Genomic DNA, 18,272 nt, shown 5'->3' on the forward strand with positions numbered 1-18,272 from the left:
CCCGGGGGGGCGGCACCCCACCCCCCCCCCCACCCCCCCGGTACCCCCCTACATGCCCCCGGCCGCCCCCCCCCCCCCCGCGGGGCCCCCGCCCGCCGTCGTTGGTTGCGGTGCTTGCAGACTAGGCGTTGTTCGCCGCGGCAGGCTGAGCGGCGTTGTACCCGTAAGGGTTGTTCTTCTGCCAGCGCCAGTGGTCCTCGCACATCTGGTCCACGGTCTTGGTGGTGGACCATCCAAGGTCCGCGAGGGCGGAGGAAGCGTCCGCCCAGAAAGCGGGGAGGTCGCCGGCCCGGCGGCCGGTGATCTCGTAGGGGATGGGCTGGCCCACGGCCTTCTCAAAGGACCGCAGGACCTCCAGGACGGAGGAGCCGCGGCCGGAGCCAAGGTTCCAGCGTCGGACGCCGGCGCGCTCAGCGATGTAGTTCAGGGCTGCTACGTGCCCGTCGGCCAGGTCAACCACGTGAATGTAGTCGCGCTGGGCTGTGCCATCGGGGGTGTCGTAGTCTCCGCCGAAGACCATGAGCTTCTCGCGGCGTCCCACGGCTACCTGTGCGATGAAGGGGACGAGGTTGTTCGGGATGCCCTGAGGGTCCTCGCCAATGCGGCCGGACGGGTGTGCGCCCACGGGGTTGAAGTAGCGCAGCAGTGCGATATGCCAGCGGTCGTCCGCGTTGCCAAGGTCAGAGAGGATGTCCTCGATCTGCTCTTTGGTGCGGCCGTACGGGTTGTTGGCGCCGATTTCCATCTTCTCGATGTACGGGATGGGGTTGTGCTCACCATAGACCGTAGCGGAGGAGCTGAAGACGATGGAACGCACGTTGTGCTTGTCCATGGCGCGGAGCAGGTTCAGGGTGCCCACGATGTTGTTGTAGTAGTAGGCCAAGGGTTCCTGAACGGACTCGCCCACGGCCTTCAGGCCCGCGAAGTGGATCACGGCGTCAATCTGATGCTGGTCAAAGACTGCCTCAACTGCGGGCTCATCTACCAGGTCAACCTTGTGGAAGGCGGCGGTCTTGCCGGTGAGCTCGGAAACGCGGCGGAGGGATTCCTCGCTGGAGTTCACGAGGTTGTCGAGCACAACGACGTCGTGGCCGGCTTCCTGGAGGGACAAAACGGTGTGGGAACCGATGTAGCCGGTGCCACCCGTGACAAGAATTTTCATGGTTCCTACGCTATCGGAAATTGGAGCCACGCCGCTCTGTGTTGAGCGGTGTTGAAGCACGTTCGTGCTAAAAACAATTAGTGCCCAAAATTGTTGATGCCGAAGCCCGGCGCCATGAAGTTGTCCAAGCCGTCTTCCGGATCATTGCAAGCGACGGCTTGGAACGGGCATCACTGAGGGAAGTGGCTGACGAAGCAGAATTGGCTGTTGGTTCGGTGCGCCACTACTTCGCCAGCAGCGATGAGCTTCTGGTCTTTTCCTTTGGAGCAGTCATCGATCGCATAGCAGGGCGCCTTGAGACGGCCCTTGCTTCAGTGGAGGGTGCGGCGCCCGAGAGCCCCGAGCAACACAATGCTGTACTGAACCTCCTCGGCCAGTTCCTGCCCCTGGACGAAGAGCTCGCGGTGGACGCCTGCGTATGGATGGCGTTCCGGCACGCTGCCCGGATCAAGCCCGTCCTGGCCGCCGAAGCCGAACGCAGCCACCGCACCGTGGCCGCCGTCGTGGGCCGCCTCATCATGATCCTGAATCCGGGTGAAGCCGACGCACAGCAAAACCTCGTGACCGAAGCGGAAAGGCTGTTGGCCACCATGGACGGCTTGTGCATGCACGCATTGCTGCAGCCCGAGTGGATGACCGCAGAGATGTGCAGCGACGTCCTCACGGCTCATCTGCGGTCTCTCAGGGCCGTCACTGCCAGCCGCTAAGGGTGATGGGGCCGCCGAGCCCACAAGAGCCTGACAACTCCATTACCGTCTGGAGTCATCGGGAATAGACTGGAACGTGTCGGGGACCTGCCAAAGGGAGGAAATCGCATGCACGAGTCAGGCGGCCCGGGATGGCGCATCACCATGGATACGTCCGGGCCGATGCTCATAGCCCTCTACCTACGTGATGTTGCAGGCCTGGATGGTGCAGGAAAGCCGGCACTCTCGCATGCAGATCCCAAGGTCCGACACGCTGACCATAAGCACCTCACCTCTGACGTAGGGGGTTTGCCGGCGCTGAAAACAGAGTGGGAAGCCTGGTGGGAAAGCCTCCTCAAGTCCTACCCGAACCCCTCTTCGGAGCTTGCGCCCCCGAGCTTCAAGGCATTTGGCAACTCACCGGCACTTCAGCGCGTCCTGCAGGCACATTTTGGCTCAGCGTTGGGATGGGCCACCGACAGGATCGACGAGTATGCCAACCTCGAGGCCGCCCGTGAAGCCAATGGGGTGACGCAGGTTCTGAACGAAATGGTGGAGGACAGGCTCCTGGAGGTCGGACGCAGTTCCCGGGACTTCGAACTCACCATCATTGAACTGCCACTCAATGAGCCCCGGGCCTGGTATCTGGAACCGAGCACCATGATCATGAGCCACCAGCTGCTCTCCGAGCCCGATGTGTTCCGCAGTTACGTCCAACCCGTGGTGGAGATTCTCGCCTGACTCAGGTGGCCGGGGCCGAAACGGTGATGGTTACCGTCTCAGCGGGCGCAGCGGAGGGCTTCCAGCCGTCACGCTTCTCCCGGTTCCACGTCTGGCCAGCAACGTCCACCTGCGTAATGGACAAGGTCTTGGCATTAGTCACTGCCCAATGAGCCACTGCCCAGGCCCGTGTTCCACCTACCTCCAGCTGAACCGAGCGGCCCTGTACGGTGGCCGCTTGGGTGCCGAACGCCGTCGTGAGTTCATCGACGACGGCGGCAGGGTCGCCAGCCGCTTCGGGCATGCGCAGTTCGCAGTTCAGCGCGGCCTCGGAATGCCCGGTGAGAGCAGAAGCGAAGGCCCTGCCCATGCCTTCATGCTGGGCATAAGCGCGGGGGAAAGCTGAACGTTGGACCGCTTGGGCGGCCTGGGTGATCTCCATGGATTCGTAGCCTGGAACTTTGACCAAGCCATCAAAGAACGCATTCGCGGCGTAGACGGGGTCCATGACCTGTTCCTCGGTTCCCCAGCCTTGCGAGGGCCTCTGTTGGAACAGGCCACGGGAATCGGGGCCGGCGTCGTCGCCATAATTGATGTTGCGCAGCCTGGACTCCTGCATGGCCGTGGCCAGGGCAATAGTTGCCGCGCGTGGTGGAAGTCCTCGCTGCACGGAGATTGCGGAGATGAGCGAAGCGTTCGCTGCCTGGTCTGTGGCGAGCTCATGGCTTTCGGGGCCGACTACGGCGAAGCAGCGCTCCGTGACCAGTGTCTCGGAGCGCTGCAGCACTGCAACTATTGCGAAGATGGCACCTGCTACGAGGGCCAAAGCCAGCACCGCAACCATGGCGCGGCGGAACCGGCGCATTGAGTGTCTCCTGCTAGTTGGCGTGGAGAGCCTCGTTGAGCTCCACGGTCTGGCCCTTGCGCGGAAGGACTTCCACGCCGCCTGTGGTGGAGTTGCGGCGGAACAGGAGATTGGGGACGCCGGAGAGTTCCACTGCCTTGATGATTTGGCTGGTGTCCTCGCCGTTCTCGTCCTTGGGGCCCGGTACCCGTACACGGGTACCGGCGGTGACGTAGAGGCCGGCCTCCACAACGGAGTCATCGCCGATGCTGATGCCCACGCCGGAGTTGGCGCCGAGCAGGACGCGCTCGCCCAGTGAGATCTTTTCCTTGCCGCCACCGGAGAGCGTGCCCATGATGGACGCTCCGCCGCCGACGTCCGTACCGTCGCCGGCAACAACGCCAGCAGAGATGCGGCCTTCCACCATGGAGGTGCCCAGGGTGCCGGCGTTGAAGTTCACGAAGCCTTCGTGCATCACAGTGGTGCCCTCGGCGAGGTGGGCGCCCAAGCGGACGCGGTCGGCGTCGGCAATGCGCACACCGGCGGGCACCACGTAGTCAACCATGCGCGGGAACTTGTCCACGCCGTAGACCACCACGTTGCCGCGCTTGCGCAGGCGTGCGCGGGTCAGTTCGAAGCCGTCAACGGCGGCGGGGCCGAAGTTGGTCCACACGACGTTGGGCAGCTTGCCGAAGACGCCGTCCAGGTTAATGCTGTTCGGCTTGACCAGGCGGTGGGAGAGGAGGTGCAAACGCAGGTAAGCATCGGCAGTGTCTGCGGGGGCGGCGTCGAGGTCGATCTGCGCGAAGACCACTTTCTGCTCCGTCCCACGATCGGCATCTTTGCCGTCGTTGGCCAGTGCAGTGAGCGCGGGGTCGGCGTTCTCAACGTCACGGAGGGTATCGGCCGCAACACCAAGTGCGGGTGCCGGGTACCAGACGTCCAGCACGGTTGCTTCCCCGGAAGCCGAGGTGGCGATGGTGGCGAGGCCGAAGCCATAAGCCGATCGGGGGTTGGCGGGCGCGGTTGCGGGCACAGCAGAGGAAGCAGTTTCAGTCATGGGCCAAGTCTATCCAGCAGGCAGAGGTCGGTTAAAACCCGTCTCATGCCGTAGAAGTCGCATTTGTGGTTGTTTCCGGGGATTAGGCTGGACGGGTGACCCTGAACCCTGCACCCGCCATCCTTGACCTTCGCCAGGACGTAGCACTCCTGACCGCCGCGATCATTGACTTCAACAGTGTCTCCGGCAACGAGACCGAACTCGCCGACGCCGTCGAGTCCGCGCTGCGCACCATGCCCGCCTACACCGTGATCCGGGACGGCGACGCCATCATTGCGCGAACCGAACTTGGCCGCCCTGAGCGCGTCATCCTGGCCGGCCACCTAGATACCGTTCCCCTGCCTACTGTTGAGGGTTCACTGGGCACCGTTCCAGCCACCTGGGAATCCGGTGTTCCGGGTGAAGGCGTGCTGTACGGCCGCGGCACCACGGATATGAAGGGCGGCGTGGCGGTGCAGCTTGCGCTGGCGGCAACACTCTTCGACGACGGTGGGCAGCCGGACAAAGACGTCACCTTCGTTTTTTACGACCATGAAGAGGTGGAAGCGGTCAAGAGCGGCCTGGGCAGGTTGGTTCGGAACCACGGAGATCTGCTAAAGGGCGATTTCGCGATCCTTTTGGAGCCCACGCACGGCACAGTGGAAGGCGGTTGCAACGGAACCAGCCGTTTCGAAGCCACCACCATCGGCGAAACAGCCCACTCTGCGCGTGCCTGGATGGGCGTCAACGCGATCCACGCCGCAGCACCTATTCTGGCGCGGCTCGCCGCTTACGAGCCGCAGACCATCAACGTGGACGGCCTGGATTACCGCGAAAGCCTCAACGCCGTGAAAATCAACGGGGGCACGGCAGGGAACGTCATCCCGGACCGCTGCGTGGTGGAGATCAACTACCGTTTCGCTCCGGATAAGAATCCGGACCAGGCAGAGGCCATCGTCAGGGACCTTCTGGAAGGATTCGACGTCGTCCGTACAGACGCTGCTGCCGGCGCGAGGCCCGGACTTAATCACCCCGCCGCCGCGTCCTTCGTCGCCGCAGTGGGTGCCGAGCCCAAACCCAAATACGGCTGGACCGACGTCGCGCGTTTCAGTGAACTGGGCATCCCGGCGGTGAACTTCGGCCCCGGCGATCCTCTGCTGGCGCACAAGGACAACGAGCACGTCGACGCCGATGCCATCCGTGAGTGCCTCCGTGCACTGAGGACGTGGCTGGCGCCGTAGTTTCCCGATTGTTGTTGGACAACAAAGAAGGCCCCTGGTTTCAAGAACCGGAGGCCTTCTTTTGTTATATGCAGTCCATGCTACTTAGCCGTCGGTACAGCTCCCGCAGCGGTAGCGCGGGCTGTTCCGCCGGCGGCTTTCTTGGAACCGCGGCGTTCAATCATGATGGCAATCCGTGACACCGTCAGGTTGATCAGGATGTAGATTGCAGCGCCCACAAAGAACGCCGGGAACAGGAAGTCAGGGCCGAGGAAGTCGGCCATGATCTGGATTTTCCGCAGCAGTTCCTCGTAGCCCACGATGTAGCCAAGCGAGGTGTCCTTGAGCAGAACCACCAACTGGGCAACCAAGGAAGGAAGCATGCGCCTCACGGCTTGCGGGAACTCGATGGACATCCGCGACTGGAAGCTTCGGAGGCCTATCGCCAAACCAGCCTCGCGTTGTCCCTTGGGCAGCGACTGGATGCCGGCACGGAGGATTTCAGCGAAGATGGCGGCGTTGTAAAGGGTCAGTCCCACTACAACAGCCTGGAACTGACCGGTGGCGAAGACCAGCAGGATGAACAACATCATCAGTACTACGGGCATGCCACGCAGGAACTCCAGCACAATCTGGGTGGGAATGCGGACCCAGGAGATCAGGGAAATTCTCAGCAGGCAGAGTGCAATACCCAGGGGGAAGGCGATGATTGCAGCCACCGCGGCTGCCGCCAGCGTGGACAGTATGCCCTGGCCTATCAGGCTCCAGACATCCGGCGCCATGGGGCCGTAGAAGATCTCCCAGCGGTCGGCGTCGAAAATTCCCTGCTGCGCCAGGGTGACAACAGCGATGGCCAGAATGCCAAGAATGATCAGAACGCCCGCGGCAGAACCGATGAGCGAATAGAGGCGGGCCTTGGGCCCGGGGACGTCGTAAAGGACCGAGGTCATCGGGCAATCGCCACCTTACGTTCAACATAGTGCGCCAGCAGGCCCAATGGCACCGTGATCAGGAGGTAGAAGAACGCCACCCCGAGCAGTATCCAGAGGACTTGGTCGCCATAGTCGTTGGAGAGCTTACGGCCGTAACCGAATAGCTCGAGGACGAAGAATGCACCGGCCACTGACGAGTTCTTGACCAAGGCAATCAGGATGTTGATCAAGGGGGGTATGACAGTGCGGACGGCCTGGGGAAGAACAATGAAGCCCAGGACCTGGGTGAAGGTCATGCCAATACTGCGCGCAGCTTCAGCTTGGCCCACCGGTACGCTGTTGACACCGGAACGGACTGCTTCGGCAATGAAGGCTGCTGTGTAGCTGCTGAGCGCGATGATGGCCGCGACTTCGAATTGTTCGAACTTAACGCCCAGTCGGGGGAGAACTATGGCTGCGAAGAAGAAAATGATGGTCAGCGGGGTGTTTCGTGCAACTTCAACATAGAACATGCTGAAACCGCGCAGTGCAGCCACGGGGGAAACCCTCATGGCCGCCAGGAGTGTGCCGACAATAAGGGCAATGATTCCTGAAATTACGGAGAGATAAAGGGTGCGGAGAAATCCGTCCCAATATTCGGGGAGGCTTGCTATGACGGCGTCCATGGCTTCCTTTGGCTGCAGCTAATCAGGGAACAGGGTCCTGGAGTGGTCAGCTGCCGCCACCCAGGTGGGTAGCGGCAGCTGACGGATCCCGACTAGTAGCGGTTGATCGCAGGAAGTTCAGGAGTGGTCTTAATGACCTTGCCTGCAGTGGCTTCCCAAGCCTTCTTGTATTCGCCATCCTTCTGGAATGCCTCGAGCTGGTCGTTGATCCAGTTACGGAAAACGGTGTCGTCCTTCTTCAGGCCGATGCCGTAGGGCTCCTTGGTGAAGGTCTCGTCCGAAGCGAGCTTGAAGGCGTCCGGTTCCTTGTCAACATAGCCGGCAAGGATCACGTTGTCCGTAGTTACTGCAACTACCTGCTTGTTGCGCAGCGGCTCCAGGCAAGCGGTGTACGTAGCGGCCGGGACAACTTCTGCGTTGTACTTCTCGGCAATGGTCTTGGCCGGGGTGGAACCGGTGACGGAGCAGACCTTCTTGCCCGCGACATCCTCAGGCTTGGTGATGGAGTTGTCGTCCTTGTTCACCAAGAGAGCCTGACCGGCTTCGTAGTACGGTCCGGCGAAGGCAACCTTTTCCTTACGGGCATCGTTGATGGTGTAGGTAGCGATGACCAGATCAACGCGGCCCTGCTCAATGAAGGATTCACGGTTTTGGGAGACGGTCTCTACCCACTCGATCTTGTCCGGGGCGATGCCCAGCTTGGCGGCGATTGCCTTGCCCATTTCGACGTCGAAACCGACCGGCTTGCCGTCCAGGCCCTTCTGGCCGAACAGGGGCTGATCAAACTTGGTACCGATGGTGATCTTCTGAGCCTTGTTCAGCTTCTCCATGGTGGTGCCGGCTTCGAAGCTGGCCGAAGCAACAGGCGTGGTGGTGGTGCTGCCGCCGCCGCAAGCGCTCAGCGAGAGAGCAAGCGCAGCCGATGCGGCCACCAGGAGTGACTTCCTCCGGGTAATAAGAGACTTCATGGTGTTCCTTTCATATGGGTGGCCGCCTTACGGCCGGGGGTGCTGGCGGTAAGGAGCTAGTGGGTCAAGAGCTTGGACAAGAAGTCCTTGGCACGGGTGCTCTTCGGGTTGGTGAAGAATTCCTCGGGGGTGGCGTCCTCCACGATCTGACCATCGGCCATGAACACCACGCGGTCGGCAGCCTTGCGGGCGAAGCCCATTTCGTGGGTGACCACGATCATGGTCATGCCTTCTTTGGCCAGCTGGATCATGACGTCCAACACTTCGTTGATCATCTCGGGGTCCAACGCGGACGTGGGCTCGTCGAACAGCATGACCTTCGGCTTCATGGCAAGAGCGCGGGCAATGGCCACGCGCTGCTGCTGGCCGCCGGAGAGCTGGGCGGGAAGCTTCGGGGCTTGGTGGCCAACGCCTACGCGTTCCAGGAGGGCCATGGCTTCCTTGTCGGCAGTGCCCTTGGCCACTTTCTTCACCTTGATGGGACCCAGTGTGACGTTCTCAAGAATCGTCTTGTGGGCGAACAGGTTGAAGGACTGGAAGACCATGCCGACGTCGGCACGCAGGTGCGCGAGGTCCTTGCCTTCTTCGGGAAGCTTCTTCCCGTCGATGGCGATGTCGCCGTCGTCGATGGTTTCCAAGCGGTTGATCGCACGGCAGAGAGTGGATTTACCGGATCCGGAAGGTCCGATAACCACCACCACTTCACCCTTCTTAACCTGAAGGTTGATGTCTTTGAGGACATGCAATTGACCGTAGTGCTTATTGACGCCATTCAGGGAGACGAGGGCATCGCCGGACGCTTGAGTAGTCATACGACGAATCTAGCGAACAAAGAAGCAAATATGACCACGGTCACGGCAACTTCCTGAAGATCGTGACTGAACAGAAACCTGCCCCACAGCGATATACCAGACTGCAATGCAAGAAGCGGGTCGCTGCCACGGAGCACGCCTTCATCCGCGCTAGCCTTGGGCAATGAGCATCAGCCAGCACCCCGTTCCCCACCCGGATGCCAACGGTCGCGTCACGGGCACCCGCGTGCCGCTTCCTTCGGACATCGCACCCGCCAAGCACAAAGGCTCCCTCGAGCTGCGACGCAAACAGGCGGACACGGGAATGTCGGACCAGCATTTGCTGGACACCAGCGGAGCAGGGCAGTTCATCCACACCGATCCGTGGCGTGTCCTGAGGATCCAGAGTGAGTTCGTGGAGGGCTTCGGAGCCCTTGCTGATCTGGGACCCGCCGTCAGTGTCTTCGGTTCAGCCCGGACCAAACCCGGAACCGAGTACTACGAGATGGCCGTGGACGTGGGCCGCAAGCTTGCTGAAGCCGGAGTTGCCGTGATCACCGGCGGTGGCCCCGGATCCATGGAAGCCGCCAACAAGGGCGCCGTGGAAGGCAACGGAGTCTCCGTAGGACTGGGTATTGAACTGCCATTTGAGCAGGGACTCAACCAATGGGTGGATTTGGGCATCAATTTCCGGTATTTCTTCGCCCGCAAAACCATGTTCGTCAAATACGCCCAGGGCTTCGTGGTTCTTCCCGGAGGACTCGGCACCCTCGATGAGTTGTTCGAAGCCATGGTCCTGGTCCAAACCCGCAAGGTGACCTCGTTCCCCATAGTCCTGCTCGGTGTTCGTTTTTGGGGGCCAATGATCGAGTGGATCCGGGAGACCCTGGTGGCCGAAGGCATGGTCTCGGAGAAGGACCTCGACCTGATCCAGTTGGTGGATGACCCTGCCGATGCAGTGCACCGTGTCCTGCACGGTGCTCCTCTTCCGCCTACCACTAATGGAAACCAGCGCCCGGAGTAGCCGGCTGTTTCTGGCACCATGGACACTGTGAGCTTTTTCCTGGTGTTTCTCGCGATCGTCCTCGTTGGTGCGGCGCTGTATCTCGGTGCCGGAATCGTCAAGGGGCGCTCCATCGGAGCGGGGCTTGAACAACCCGTGCCCAACCTGCCGGCTGTCCTGCTGCCGGAGGATGCCAAACCCTCCGACGTGGATTCCCTGCGTTTTGCCTTGGGCCTTCGCGGCTACCGGATGGACCAGGTTGACCAGGTCCTGGACGAGCTGAGGGATCAGCTGAAAGCCAAGGACCGCGAGATCGAACGCCTCGGCGCCCTGGTTGAGCCGCGTCTTGAGGACGGCGAAACCGGCCGGACCCGGCAGTGAGCTCGCAGACCCCGGCCCCGCAGACCCCTGCCTCGCAGGGAACCGCCTCACAGACGCAAGGGCAGCGGGGACCCGCGGACCGGCTTTCCCTGGGGTTTTCCAGCGCGGCAGCACGAATGGGCGGCTGGCCTTGGTGGCTGCAAGTAACCTTGATTTTTGTCGCAGCCCGGCTGGTCAGCGCCTGCATCTTCATGGCGGCAGCCATTCACCAAGGAACCAACCCATGGTTCCCGCCCGCTCCGGATTATTGGAACTTCATCACTATCTGGGATGGACGTTGGTATCAGGAAGCTGCTGACAACGGCTATCCCTCCGTCTTGCCCGTGGATGCGAATGGCGTCGTCCAGCAAAATGCCTGGGCTTTCTATGCGCTCTTCCCCTTCCTGGCCCGGGGTCTCTCCGCAGCCACCGGGATGGGAACCCTTCCTGCCCTCACCCTCATCGCGATGTTGGCAGGTGTGGGTGCGGCCCTGGTGATTTACAAACTGTTCCGTGAGTTCGCAGGCAAGCGCGCGGCGCTGTGGGGTGTCGTCTTCGTCTCCACTTTTCCGGTGTCCCCGATCCTTCAGGTCCCGTACGCCGAGTCCTTGAATCTCTTGCTCTTGTCCGGTGCGTTGTTGCTGGTGGTGCGGCGCCGTTATCTGTCCGCCATTCCGGTGGTGCTCCTCATGTGTCTTTCCAGGCCCACAGGCGTTCCCTTTGCGGCCATGGTGGGATTGCTGTTGCTCTGGCGTCTGTGGCAGAGGTTCAGGCCTTCGGGGACGCTGTCAGCCCCCGCTCCAGGCGGTGACGACGACGCGACGTCGGTGCGCAGCTTGCTCTCGCTGGGGGCGTTGGTGCTCGCGGCGGGACTTGGAGCTCTTGCGTGGCCAGCCATTGCCTGGGCAACCACGGGTGAACTCACGGCCTACACGCGCACCGAAACAGCGTGGCGCGGACACGATCTTGTGCCTTTCAAGCCGTGGTTCGACACTGGCCGGATGCTGTTCGGTCCTGTGTTGGGCGTGCTTGCTCCGTTCGTCTTCGCAGCAGTTTTTGTGCTGGTCATGATGTCCAGGCCGGTCAGGGCTTTGGGAACTGAGCTGCGGCTGTGGTGCGCTTGCTACATGGGCTACCTGCTGGTCTTCCTTCATCCCCAAACCAGCACCTTCAGAATGCTGCTGCCACTTTTCCCGCTGGCCTTGGCGGTGGCGCTGCTCTCCAAATCCAAAGCGTACCGGGGCACCGTGGTGGTGATGTTCGTCCTCCTCCAGATCGTCTGGGTGGTGTGGCTGTGGGCGTGGGCTCCGCTCCCCGGCGGCGGGGACTATCCGCCCTGACGTGGACGTTTGCCGCGCAAGCCGAGTATGTACAAAGTCCGGACAAATGCGCGTTTGATTCGCTACGGACAGGTAATTACGGGATAATGGACCAAGAGCAAGGACAAAGCACCGAAAAGTGCCCGGCCAAGGCGGCCTCCCAAGCGGTGCCGCCGGCTGCAATTGCGACGCGGAACCAGCCCGGCCGGGTTGGCGTGACTTGGGACAAATGGAGGGGATTTTCCTAATGGCGGCTATGAAACCACGTACCGGCGACGGCCCTATGGAAGTTACCAAAGAGGGACGCAGCTTGATCATGCGTGTGCCGCTCGAAGGCGGAGGACGACTCGTTGTCGAACTCAACGCTGCGGAAGCGGCCAACCTCAAGGAATGCCTCGTAGGCGTTACTGAATAGGCGTTTGGATAGATTTACAAAGCAGGGCCCGGCAAGCCGGGGCCCTGCTTTTGTTTAAGCTGCTTTCATGCTTCCGGCAGGCGCCCTACTTTTTGACGGCCACCAAGAGACCGTCGCCCGTCGGCAGCATCGCCGACGCCAACCGTTCGTCGTCGCGGATTGCTTTCACAATCTGACGCAGGACCACTGTGGTTGCTTCGCGGGCCGCCGGGTTGGCGACGCGATCCTTGTCCAAAGCATCGTTGATGACCAGGGTGCCGCCCGATTTCAGGAGACGGATTGCCTGTTCCACATACTTGGGGAAGTTCGGCTTGTCGGCGTCGATGAACACCAGATCGTAGGCGGAGTCGGTCAGTCGTGGCAACACATCCGCCGCACGGCCTGAAATGGTGCGGGTACGGTTGGCCGGGCTGCCGGACTCCAGGAATGCTTCCCTGGCTGCCTTCAAATGTTCCACGTCCACGTCAATGGTGGTCAGCACAGCATGCGGGCTGAGGCCACGCAGGAGGCAAACCCCGGACACGCCTGCACCGGAGCCCACTTCCACCACTGTCTGCGCTTTGGAAGCGGCAGCGAGTACCGTCAGGACGGCGCCTACGCCAGGGCTGATGGGGGTAACACCCAGTTCAAAGGAGCGCTCCCGGGCGCGCAACAACACGTCATCCTCAGCCGGCAGATCTTCTGCGTAGGACCAGCTGCTTGACTTGTCGGCACTCATGAAGGGGTTCGCTTTCCGCGGGGAGGGGTGTTTGTACCAAGACTACTGTGTCCGCACCGGCAAACCCGCTGCGGGCAGCTCTCCGGGGGTGTGTCCACCACCGTTTTCAGCCTTGCGGAGAAAACGGCGGCCAGTCAGGAAATTCCCAGACAAACTTGGGATGATAATGCTCCGGTCATCCATGAGGTGGGCGGCACCGAAAATTCGGTGAACCACAGTTTGAGGGGAGTGGACGATGCCGGCATCGCATGCTGCGCCAGTCCAAACATCGGAAAGCCTTGAGGCCGTTACTGATTGGGTCATGCCCAGCTGGGAGGAAGTGGTTTCAAACCACTCCGCCAAGGTATATCGCCTCGCCTATCGCCTGACCGGCAACAAGTACGACGCCGAGGACCTCACCCAGGAGGTTTTCGTCAGAGTTTTCCGTTCCCTCGAGAACTTCAAACCGGGAACCTTGGACGGCTGGTTGCACCGCATCACCACCAACCTGTTCCTGGACGGGGCACGGCGCAGGAGCCGGATCCGCTTCGATGCGCTCGCAGAAGATGCCGAATCCCGCTTGCCCGGCCGTGAGCCCGGGCCTGAGCAGAGCTTTGAGCACAACAACCTTGACCTCGACGTCCAGCGGGCGTTGGAGGAACTCCCGCCGGACTTCCGTGCCGCCGTCGTGCTGTGTGATCTTGAGGGTCTTTCCTACGACGAAGTCGCCGAGGCGCTCGGTGTGAAACTGGGGACCGTCAGGTCCCGTATCCACCGCGGACGGACCATGCTCCGCGAGAAACTTGCCCACCGCGATCCCCGCCCTGCAGAGGCGCGCAAGCCGCGGTTGAAGATGCCCCGCATCGCCAGCATTCTTTAGGGTGTCGATGCCTCGACGTCCCCTTCGCACGGGAGTCTTCTCCCGGCGCAGATTGGCTGCCCTGCGCCATACACGCAGCCCGGAGCATCTGCATCACTGCGCCGAATGCCGGATCGCGCTCCGCCGCGAACGGCAGTACCTTGAGCGTCTCCGTGGCTCGGCCGTGCCTGAAGCCAGCCAGGATCTTGCCGCGCGATTGATCCAGCACACGGAACGCCTGGCCAACGAGCCGGTGCAATCCGGATCAGCGCCTCAATACCCATCGCCGCAATATCCCTACCGACGGTTCCGGGGTCTCCGCGTCGCGGGCATCGCTGCGGGCACCCTGATGGTTAGTGCAGGGGCCCTGGCTGTGTCCGCTTACGTGATCGCCGGCGATGCCGAGCCACAAGTCCTCGCGGGAACAAGCAACGCCAGCGCACTTGCCGGTGCCTGGACGGGCAACCCCGCCGAGGCCATGGTGGGACCTGCGTTCCGAGCCGGGAGCGCGGTCAGTTTGACCCCTGGGCAGCTGGAGTCGCTTCGGGCAGAAGGGTGGGCATGCCCCGAGCTGTCCGGAATGGGCTTCCACGTAGTATCCGCCCAGGCCACCCGACACAACGGCAATCCCGCGGTGGAGATCAGGCTCGAAAGCAACGGCCACTATGCCACCATCGTGGAGGAACACCTGCCCGCGGACGGTTCCGTGCAGGGGCGATCTACTTCCGCGCGGCTCTCTGTCACGCAGGGAAGCCCCTGGAAGGCTGTCTACACCATGCCGGCAGCTGTTATCAGCTACGCATCCGACCTCCCGGCAGACAGCGCAGACGATGCTGTCCCTGAAATCGTCCGTGCGGGGGAGTCCATGTCCAGGACTCCGGCCCATGAGGATCAGGAGGCATGGTACAAAAGGGTGCTGCGAGGCCTCCAGACCATACTCCGTCCTGCCGGTTTAGGAGCGGCACCAGAGACAAGGTAATCTTCGTAACGTGCTTGGAATCAACGGCCCGGAGTTCATACTCCTTCTGATTATCGGCGTACTCGTCATCGGTCCCAGCCGTTTGCCCGAATACACTCAAAAGCTCGCCAACCTGGTCAAGGAAGTGCGTCGGATGGCTTCCGGCGCCCGCGAGCAGATCAAAGAGGAAGTCGGCATCGACATCGATGAAGTCGACTGGAAGAAGTATGATCCTCGTCAGTATGATCCCCGGCGCATCATCAAGGATGCACTTCTTGATGACGAGAAACCTGTCAGTGCCGGAGCACCCGCTGCTGCCGCTGCCGTAGACGTCAAACCCAAGACCCCGGTGCGGGTCATTGAGCGGCTGGCCGAGGGCGAAGCCGCACCCTTCGATTCCGAAGCGACCTGAGCCGAACTAGAAGCAAGCTCTGCCAAGGTCCGCCGGCCCAGGCCTCGTGGCTCAGCGGGGCTGGATCCCCAAGGGCATGCCGGACAGCCCGCGGGGCCGCGTGGCCAAGGAAGCAGCAATACCCTCCAGCGCTTTCGCGGCAGCCGTCTCAGGTGCTGCCAGAACCACAGGCTTCCCGGCGTCGCCACCCTCCCGCAATTGGATGTCCAGCGGAATCTGGCCGAGGAGGGGAACGCTGGTGCCCACGGCAGAGCTCAACCGCTCAGCCAGGATGGCGCCCCCGCCGCTTCCGAACAATTCCATGCGTTCGCCGTCGGGCATTTCCAGGTAGGACATGTTCTCGATGATGCCGGCCACCTTCTGTCCGGTCTGGGTGGCGATGGTGCCGGCCCGTTCGGCCACATCAGCGGCAGCTGCCTGCGGCGTGGTGACCACCAGGATTTCTGCAGTGGGCAGAAGCTGCGCCACGGAGATGGCGATGTCCCCGGTGCCGGGAGGGAGGTCCAGGAAGAGGGCATCGAGATCGCCGAAGTAAACGTCGGTCAGGAATTGTTCAAGAGCGCGGTGCAGCATGGGACCTCGCCATGCCACCGGCTGGTTGCCGTCGACGAACATGCCGATGGAGATGACCTTCACGCCATAGGCCACAGGGGGAAGGATCATATCGTCCACCTGCGTGGGCTTCTGGGTGATCCCCATCAGCGCCGGCACGGAAAAGCCGTGCACGTCGGCGTCCACAATGCCCACACGGAGGCCTTGGGCGGCCAGTGCGCAGGCCAGATTGACGGTGACGGAGGACTTGCCCACACCGCCCTTTCCGCTGGCCACTGCATATACCTTGGTCAGCGAACCAGGCTTGGTGAAAGGTATGCCGCGTTGTCCACCTGGTCCGCGGAGCTGCTCTTTCAGGGCTTCCCGCTGGGCCTGGGTCATGACTTTTAGTTCCACGTCCACGCCGGTGACGCCTTCCACGCCGAGGAGGGCGTCGGTTGCGTCCTTGGTAATTGTTTCGCGCAGGGGACACCCGGCGATGGTCAGCAGAACAGCCACCTGCACCGTGCCGTCATCACTGGCAGAGACCGACTCCACCATCCCGAGTTCCGTAATGGGGCGCCGGAGCTCAGGGTCAATGACGGTTGCCAAGGCAGCATGCAGCGCCTCGGCCGATGCGGTGCTCATATGGTCAGGCTCAGCTTTCGGGGGTTTCGGGTGGGGTTTTGGCCGTTGAATGCTGCGGACCTGCGGCTCGCGGCGGGCGGACCTTCGGAATCTGCTGGGTGCGGGGTCCACGCGATTTATCGCGCTTTTCCTTCAGTTTTTCCTTGACCTTCTCGCCCGGTGATTCCGTACCATCAGCGCCGGCTTCGTTCTCACGGAGTTCCTCTTGGGCATCAATGATGTCTTCGAGCAGGCTTCGGAGTTCGGTCCGTACATAGTCACGAGTGGCTACTTCACGCAGGGCAATGCGGAGCGAGGCCAGTTCACGCGTGAGGTACTCGGTGTCGGAGAGGTTCCGTTCGGCACGCTGGCGGTCCTGCTGGAGCGAGACACGGTCGCGGTCATCCTGCCTGTTTTGGGCCAGCAGCAGGAGGGGAGCCGCATAGGAGGCCTGTAGCGACAACATCAGCGTCAGCAGGGTGAAGCCCAGCTCCATGCGGTCGAACTGCCAGTCCGTGGGAGCGAATGAGTTCCAGGCAAGCCAGAACACACAGAACACCGTCATGTAAACCAGGAACGTGGGCGTGCCCATGAACCGGGCGAAGCCCTCCGTAGCGTTCCCGAAAGCGTCCGGGTTCGGTGAGAACTTGGGCAGGATGCGTTGGCGTCCGCTCAGGGGTGTGTCGAGGCTGCTGCCGGTGCGTCCCGTGGACTTGGCGGATCGGGTGGCGTTGTTATCAGCCAATGCGGCCTCCAAGTTTCCTTATAGGGGCGTCGTCCTCGTGGGCGCGCCAGTCATCCGGCAACAGGTGATCCAGCACGTCATCAACAGTCACCGCCCCCACAAGGCGGCCGTCGTCGTCCACGACTGGAAGTGAATTCAGGTTGTACGTCGCCAAGGTCCTGGCCACTTCGGAGATGTGGGCTTGGTCCGAGAGCGGCTCAAGGTTTTTATCGACAAGGTTGCCCAGCGGTTCCGGCGGAGGGAAACGCAGAAGCTGCTGTATATGCACCACGCCCAAGAAACGTCCTGTGGGAGTCTCCAAGGGTGGACGGGCGATGAAGATGGATGACGCCAGCGCGGGCGAGAGTTCTTCACGCCGGACGTGGGCGAGGGCTTCGGCCACCGTGGCTTCCGGCGGCAGGATGACCGGGACAGGAGTCATGAGGCCACCGGCGGTGTCTTCGTCGTACTCGAGGAGGCGGCGGACGTCCTCGGCTTCCTGGGGTTCCATGAGTTGAAGCAGCTCTTCCGCCTGGGCGGACGGAAGCTCGGCCAGGAGGTCGGCGGCGTCGTCAGGATCCATCTCTTCGAGGACGTCGGCGGCACGTTCCACATCAAGCGCGGAGAGGATCTCCACCTGGTCATCTTCCGGGAGTTCCTGGAGGACATCGGCGAGTCGCTCATCCTGAAGCTCACTGGCCACTTCGAAACGCCGTTTGTCGCTCATTTCCTGCAGTGCTTCAGCAAAGTCGGCAGGTTTAAGGTCTTCGTGAGTGGCAACGAACTGCGTGGCGGCCTGGGGCTCGTTGTGGGCGCCGGTCTGGGCATCGGCCCAGTCGATGATCAGCGTCTCGTTGCGGCGAAGCCTGCCAAAGGGTGACAGGGAATGGCCCCGGCGGACGAACAGCTTGCTGACAAACCAGTCCTTGGACCTGTGTTGGTCCATGGCGATGTCCTCGATCGTGGCGTCCCCACTGCCATCGGCCAGCGTCACGCGGCGGTCGAACATTTCAGCGACCACCAGAGTTTCGGCACCGCGCTGCTCGAAGCGCCGCAAGTTCACCAGGCCGGTGCAAATGATTTGGGTCTGGTCGATGGACGTAATACGCGTCATGGGAACAAAGACCCGCTTCTTGCCCGGAACTTCAACCACAATGCCCACCACATGGGGAGCGCCGCGGGTGCCGCGGGAGAGCACCACGACGTCGCGCAATCGGCCAAGACGATCGCCCAGGGGGTCGAAGACGTCCAAGCCGAGCAAGCGCGCGACGAAGACGCGTGAAGGATGTGTGCTCATATTTACAGGCTACCGAGTCTGCTCTCTTTTAGCTGAATTCCAG

Annotated in this window: 21 protein-coding genes; 10 read left to right on the forward strand and 11 right to left on the reverse strand. The window is 62.1% G+C overall.

Features of this window, described 5'->3' with window-relative positions; all coding sequences use genetic code 11:
- Window positions 1-121: 121 nt before the first annotated feature.
- Complete coding sequence (gene galE / locus ACIQH5_RS07910) at window positions 122-1,162, reverse strand: UDP-glucose 4-epimerase GalE (protein ID WP_024817461.1); 1,041 nt, start codon at window positions 1,160-1,162, stop codon at window positions 122-124.
- 80 nt (window positions 1,163-1,242) lie between these two features.
- Between galE and ACIQH5_RS07915 the strand changes: the two genes are divergently transcribed.
- Window positions 1,243-1,869: a TetR/AcrR family transcriptional regulator gene (locus ACIQH5_RS07915; RefSeq protein ID WP_400401886.1), complete on the forward strand. Its 627-nt coding sequence runs from the start codon at window positions 1,243-1,245 to the stop codon at window positions 1,867-1,869.
- Window positions 1,870-1,977: 108 nt separating this feature from the next.
- Entirely contained in the window at window positions 1,978-2,589 is a 612-nt protein-coding gene (locus ACIQH5_RS07920; RefSeq protein ID WP_400401889.1) for a hypothetical protein, read from the forward strand.
- 1 nt (window position 2,590) lies between these two features.
- Here ACIQH5_RS07920 and ACIQH5_RS07925 read toward each other — a convergent pair whose 3' ends face one another.
- Together ACIQH5_RS07925 and dapD are read right to left on the reverse strand one after the other, a co-directional pair.
- A complete protein-coding gene (locus ACIQH5_RS07925) occupies window positions 2,591-3,433 on the reverse strand; it encodes a hypothetical protein (RefSeq protein ID WP_400401891.1) in 843 nt (280 codons plus the stop codon).
- A 13-nt stretch (window positions 3,434-3,446) separates the two neighbouring features.
- Window positions 3,447-4,472, reverse strand: coding sequence for a 2,3,4,5-tetrahydropyridine-2,6-dicarboxylate N-succinyltransferase (dapD, locus tag ACIQH5_RS07930; protein WP_400401893.1), 1,026 nt, complete (start codon window positions 4,470-4,472; stop codon window positions 3,447-3,449).
- 95 nt (window positions 4,473-4,567) lie between these two features.
- Between dapD and dapE the strand changes: the two genes are divergently transcribed.
- Entirely contained in the window at window positions 4,568-5,692 is a 1,125-nt protein-coding gene (gene dapE / locus ACIQH5_RS07935; RefSeq protein ID WP_062072921.1) for a succinyl-diaminopimelate desuccinylase, read from the forward strand.
- 80 nt (window positions 5,693-5,772) lie between these two features.
- On the opposite strand, the gene ACIQH5_RS07940 is transcribed toward dapE, so the two are convergent.
- From ACIQH5_RS07940 to ACIQH5_RS07955, 4 genes are all read right to left on the reverse strand, one after another.
- Complete coding sequence (locus ACIQH5_RS07940; RefSeq protein WP_400401897.1) at window positions 5,773-6,621, reverse strand: amino acid ABC transporter permease; 849 nt, start codon at window positions 6,619-6,621, stop codon at window positions 5,773-5,775.
- Entirely contained in the window at window positions 6,618-7,268 is a 651-nt protein-coding gene (locus ACIQH5_RS07945) for an amino acid ABC transporter permease (RefSeq protein WP_400401899.1), read from the reverse strand. The genes ACIQH5_RS07940 and ACIQH5_RS07945 overlap by 4 nt, the downstream gene beginning before the upstream one ends.
- Before the next feature lie 92 nt (window positions 7,269-7,360).
- The gene (locus ACIQH5_RS07950) at window positions 7,361-8,236 is read right to left on the reverse strand and encodes a glutamate ABC transporter substrate-binding protein (RefSeq protein ID WP_400401901.1); all 876 of its coding nucleotides are present in this window, start codon (window positions 8,234-8,236) and stop codon (window positions 7,361-7,363) included.
- Window positions 8,237-8,292: 56 nt separating this feature from the next.
- Window positions 8,293-9,048, reverse strand: coding sequence for an amino acid ABC transporter ATP-binding protein (locus ACIQH5_RS07955; protein ID WP_062072913.1), 756 nt, complete (start codon window positions 9,046-9,048; stop codon window positions 8,293-8,295).
- 163 nt (window positions 9,049-9,211) lie between these two features.
- Here ACIQH5_RS07955 and ACIQH5_RS07960 point away from each other — a divergent pair, with 163 nt between their 5' ends.
- From ACIQH5_RS07960 to ACIQH5_RS07975, 4 genes are all read left to right on the forward strand, one after another.
- Complete coding sequence (locus ACIQH5_RS07960; protein WP_400401904.1) at window positions 9,212-10,051, forward strand: TIGR00730 family Rossman fold protein; 840 nt, start codon at window positions 9,212-9,214, stop codon at window positions 10,049-10,051.
- Between the two features lie 18 nt (window positions 10,052-10,069).
- Complete coding sequence (locus ACIQH5_RS07965; RefSeq protein WP_400401906.1) at window positions 10,070-10,411, forward strand: DivIVA domain-containing protein; 342 nt, start codon at window positions 10,070-10,072, stop codon at window positions 10,409-10,411.
- A 116-nt stretch (window positions 10,412-10,527) separates the two neighbouring features.
- Window positions 10,528-11,730, forward strand: a complete 1,203-nt coding sequence (locus ACIQH5_RS07970) for a hypothetical protein (RefSeq protein ID WP_400402482.1) — start codon at window positions 10,528-10,530, stop codon at window positions 11,728-11,730.
- Window positions 11,731-11,956: 226 nt separating this feature from the next.
- Window positions 11,957-12,124, forward strand: coding sequence for a DUF3117 domain-containing protein (locus tag ACIQH5_RS07975; protein ID WP_009357720.1), 168 nt, complete (start codon window positions 11,957-11,959; stop codon window positions 12,122-12,124).
- Between the two features lie 85 nt (window positions 12,125-12,209).
- Here the strand turns inward: ACIQH5_RS07975 and ACIQH5_RS07980 are convergent, their stop codons facing one another.
- Window positions 12,210-12,842: an O-methyltransferase gene (locus tag ACIQH5_RS07980; protein ID WP_024817450.1), complete on the reverse strand. Its 633-nt coding sequence runs from the start codon at window positions 12,840-12,842 to the stop codon at window positions 12,210-12,212.
- Between the two features lie 235 nt (window positions 12,843-13,077).
- On the opposite strand from ACIQH5_RS07980, the gene sigE reads away from it, so the two are divergent.
- Genes sigE through ACIQH5_RS07995 form a run of 3 tightly spaced genes read left to right on the forward strand, consistent with a single transcriptional unit; the run spans window position 13,078 to window position 15,050 of the window.
- On the forward strand, window positions 13,078-13,701 hold the full coding sequence (sigE, locus tag ACIQH5_RS07985; protein ID WP_062072910.1) for an RNA polymerase sigma factor SigE: 624 nt from the start codon (window positions 13,078-13,080) through the stop codon (window positions 13,699-13,701).
- A 7-nt stretch (window positions 13,702-13,708) separates the two neighbouring features.
- Window positions 13,709-14,659 (forward strand): hypothetical protein, encoded by a 951-nt coding sequence (locus ACIQH5_RS07990; protein ID WP_400401910.1) that lies wholly within the window; start codon window positions 13,709-13,711, stop codon window positions 14,657-14,659.
- Between the two features lie 10 nt (window positions 14,660-14,669).
- Entirely contained in the window at window positions 14,670-15,050 is a 381-nt protein-coding gene (locus ACIQH5_RS07995; RefSeq protein WP_223940579.1) for a Sec-independent protein translocase TatB, read from the forward strand.
- Window positions 15,051-15,101: 51 nt separating this feature from the next.
- On the opposite strand, the gene ACIQH5_RS08000 is transcribed toward ACIQH5_RS07995, so the two are convergent.
- From ACIQH5_RS08000 to ACIQH5_RS08010, 3 genes are read right to left on the reverse strand one after another with little or no spacing between them, the layout of a single operon-like run.
- Entirely contained in the window at window positions 15,102-16,229 is a 1,128-nt protein-coding gene (locus tag ACIQH5_RS08000; protein WP_400401912.1) for an Mrp/NBP35 family ATP-binding protein, read from the reverse strand.
- A gap of 10 nt (window positions 16,230-16,239) precedes the next feature.
- Window positions 16,240-16,965: a DUF1003 domain-containing protein gene (locus ACIQH5_RS08005; protein WP_400401914.1), complete on the reverse strand. Its 726-nt coding sequence runs from the start codon at window positions 16,963-16,965 to the stop codon at window positions 16,240-16,242.
- Window positions 16,946-18,229, reverse strand: a complete 1,284-nt coding sequence (locus tag ACIQH5_RS08010) for a magnesium transporter MgtE N-terminal domain-containing protein (protein WP_011775428.1) — start codon at window positions 18,227-18,229, stop codon at window positions 16,946-16,948. Before ACIQH5_RS08010 ends, ACIQH5_RS08005 begins: the two co-directional genes overlap by 20 nt.
- Between the last annotated feature and the right edge of the window lie 43 nt (window positions 18,230-18,272).

Origin of the sequence: Paenarthrobacter sp. NPDC091711 (assembly GCF_044756605.1) — a bacterium.
GTDB lineage: Bacteria > Actinomycetota > Actinomycetes > Actinomycetales > Micrococcaceae > Arthrobacter.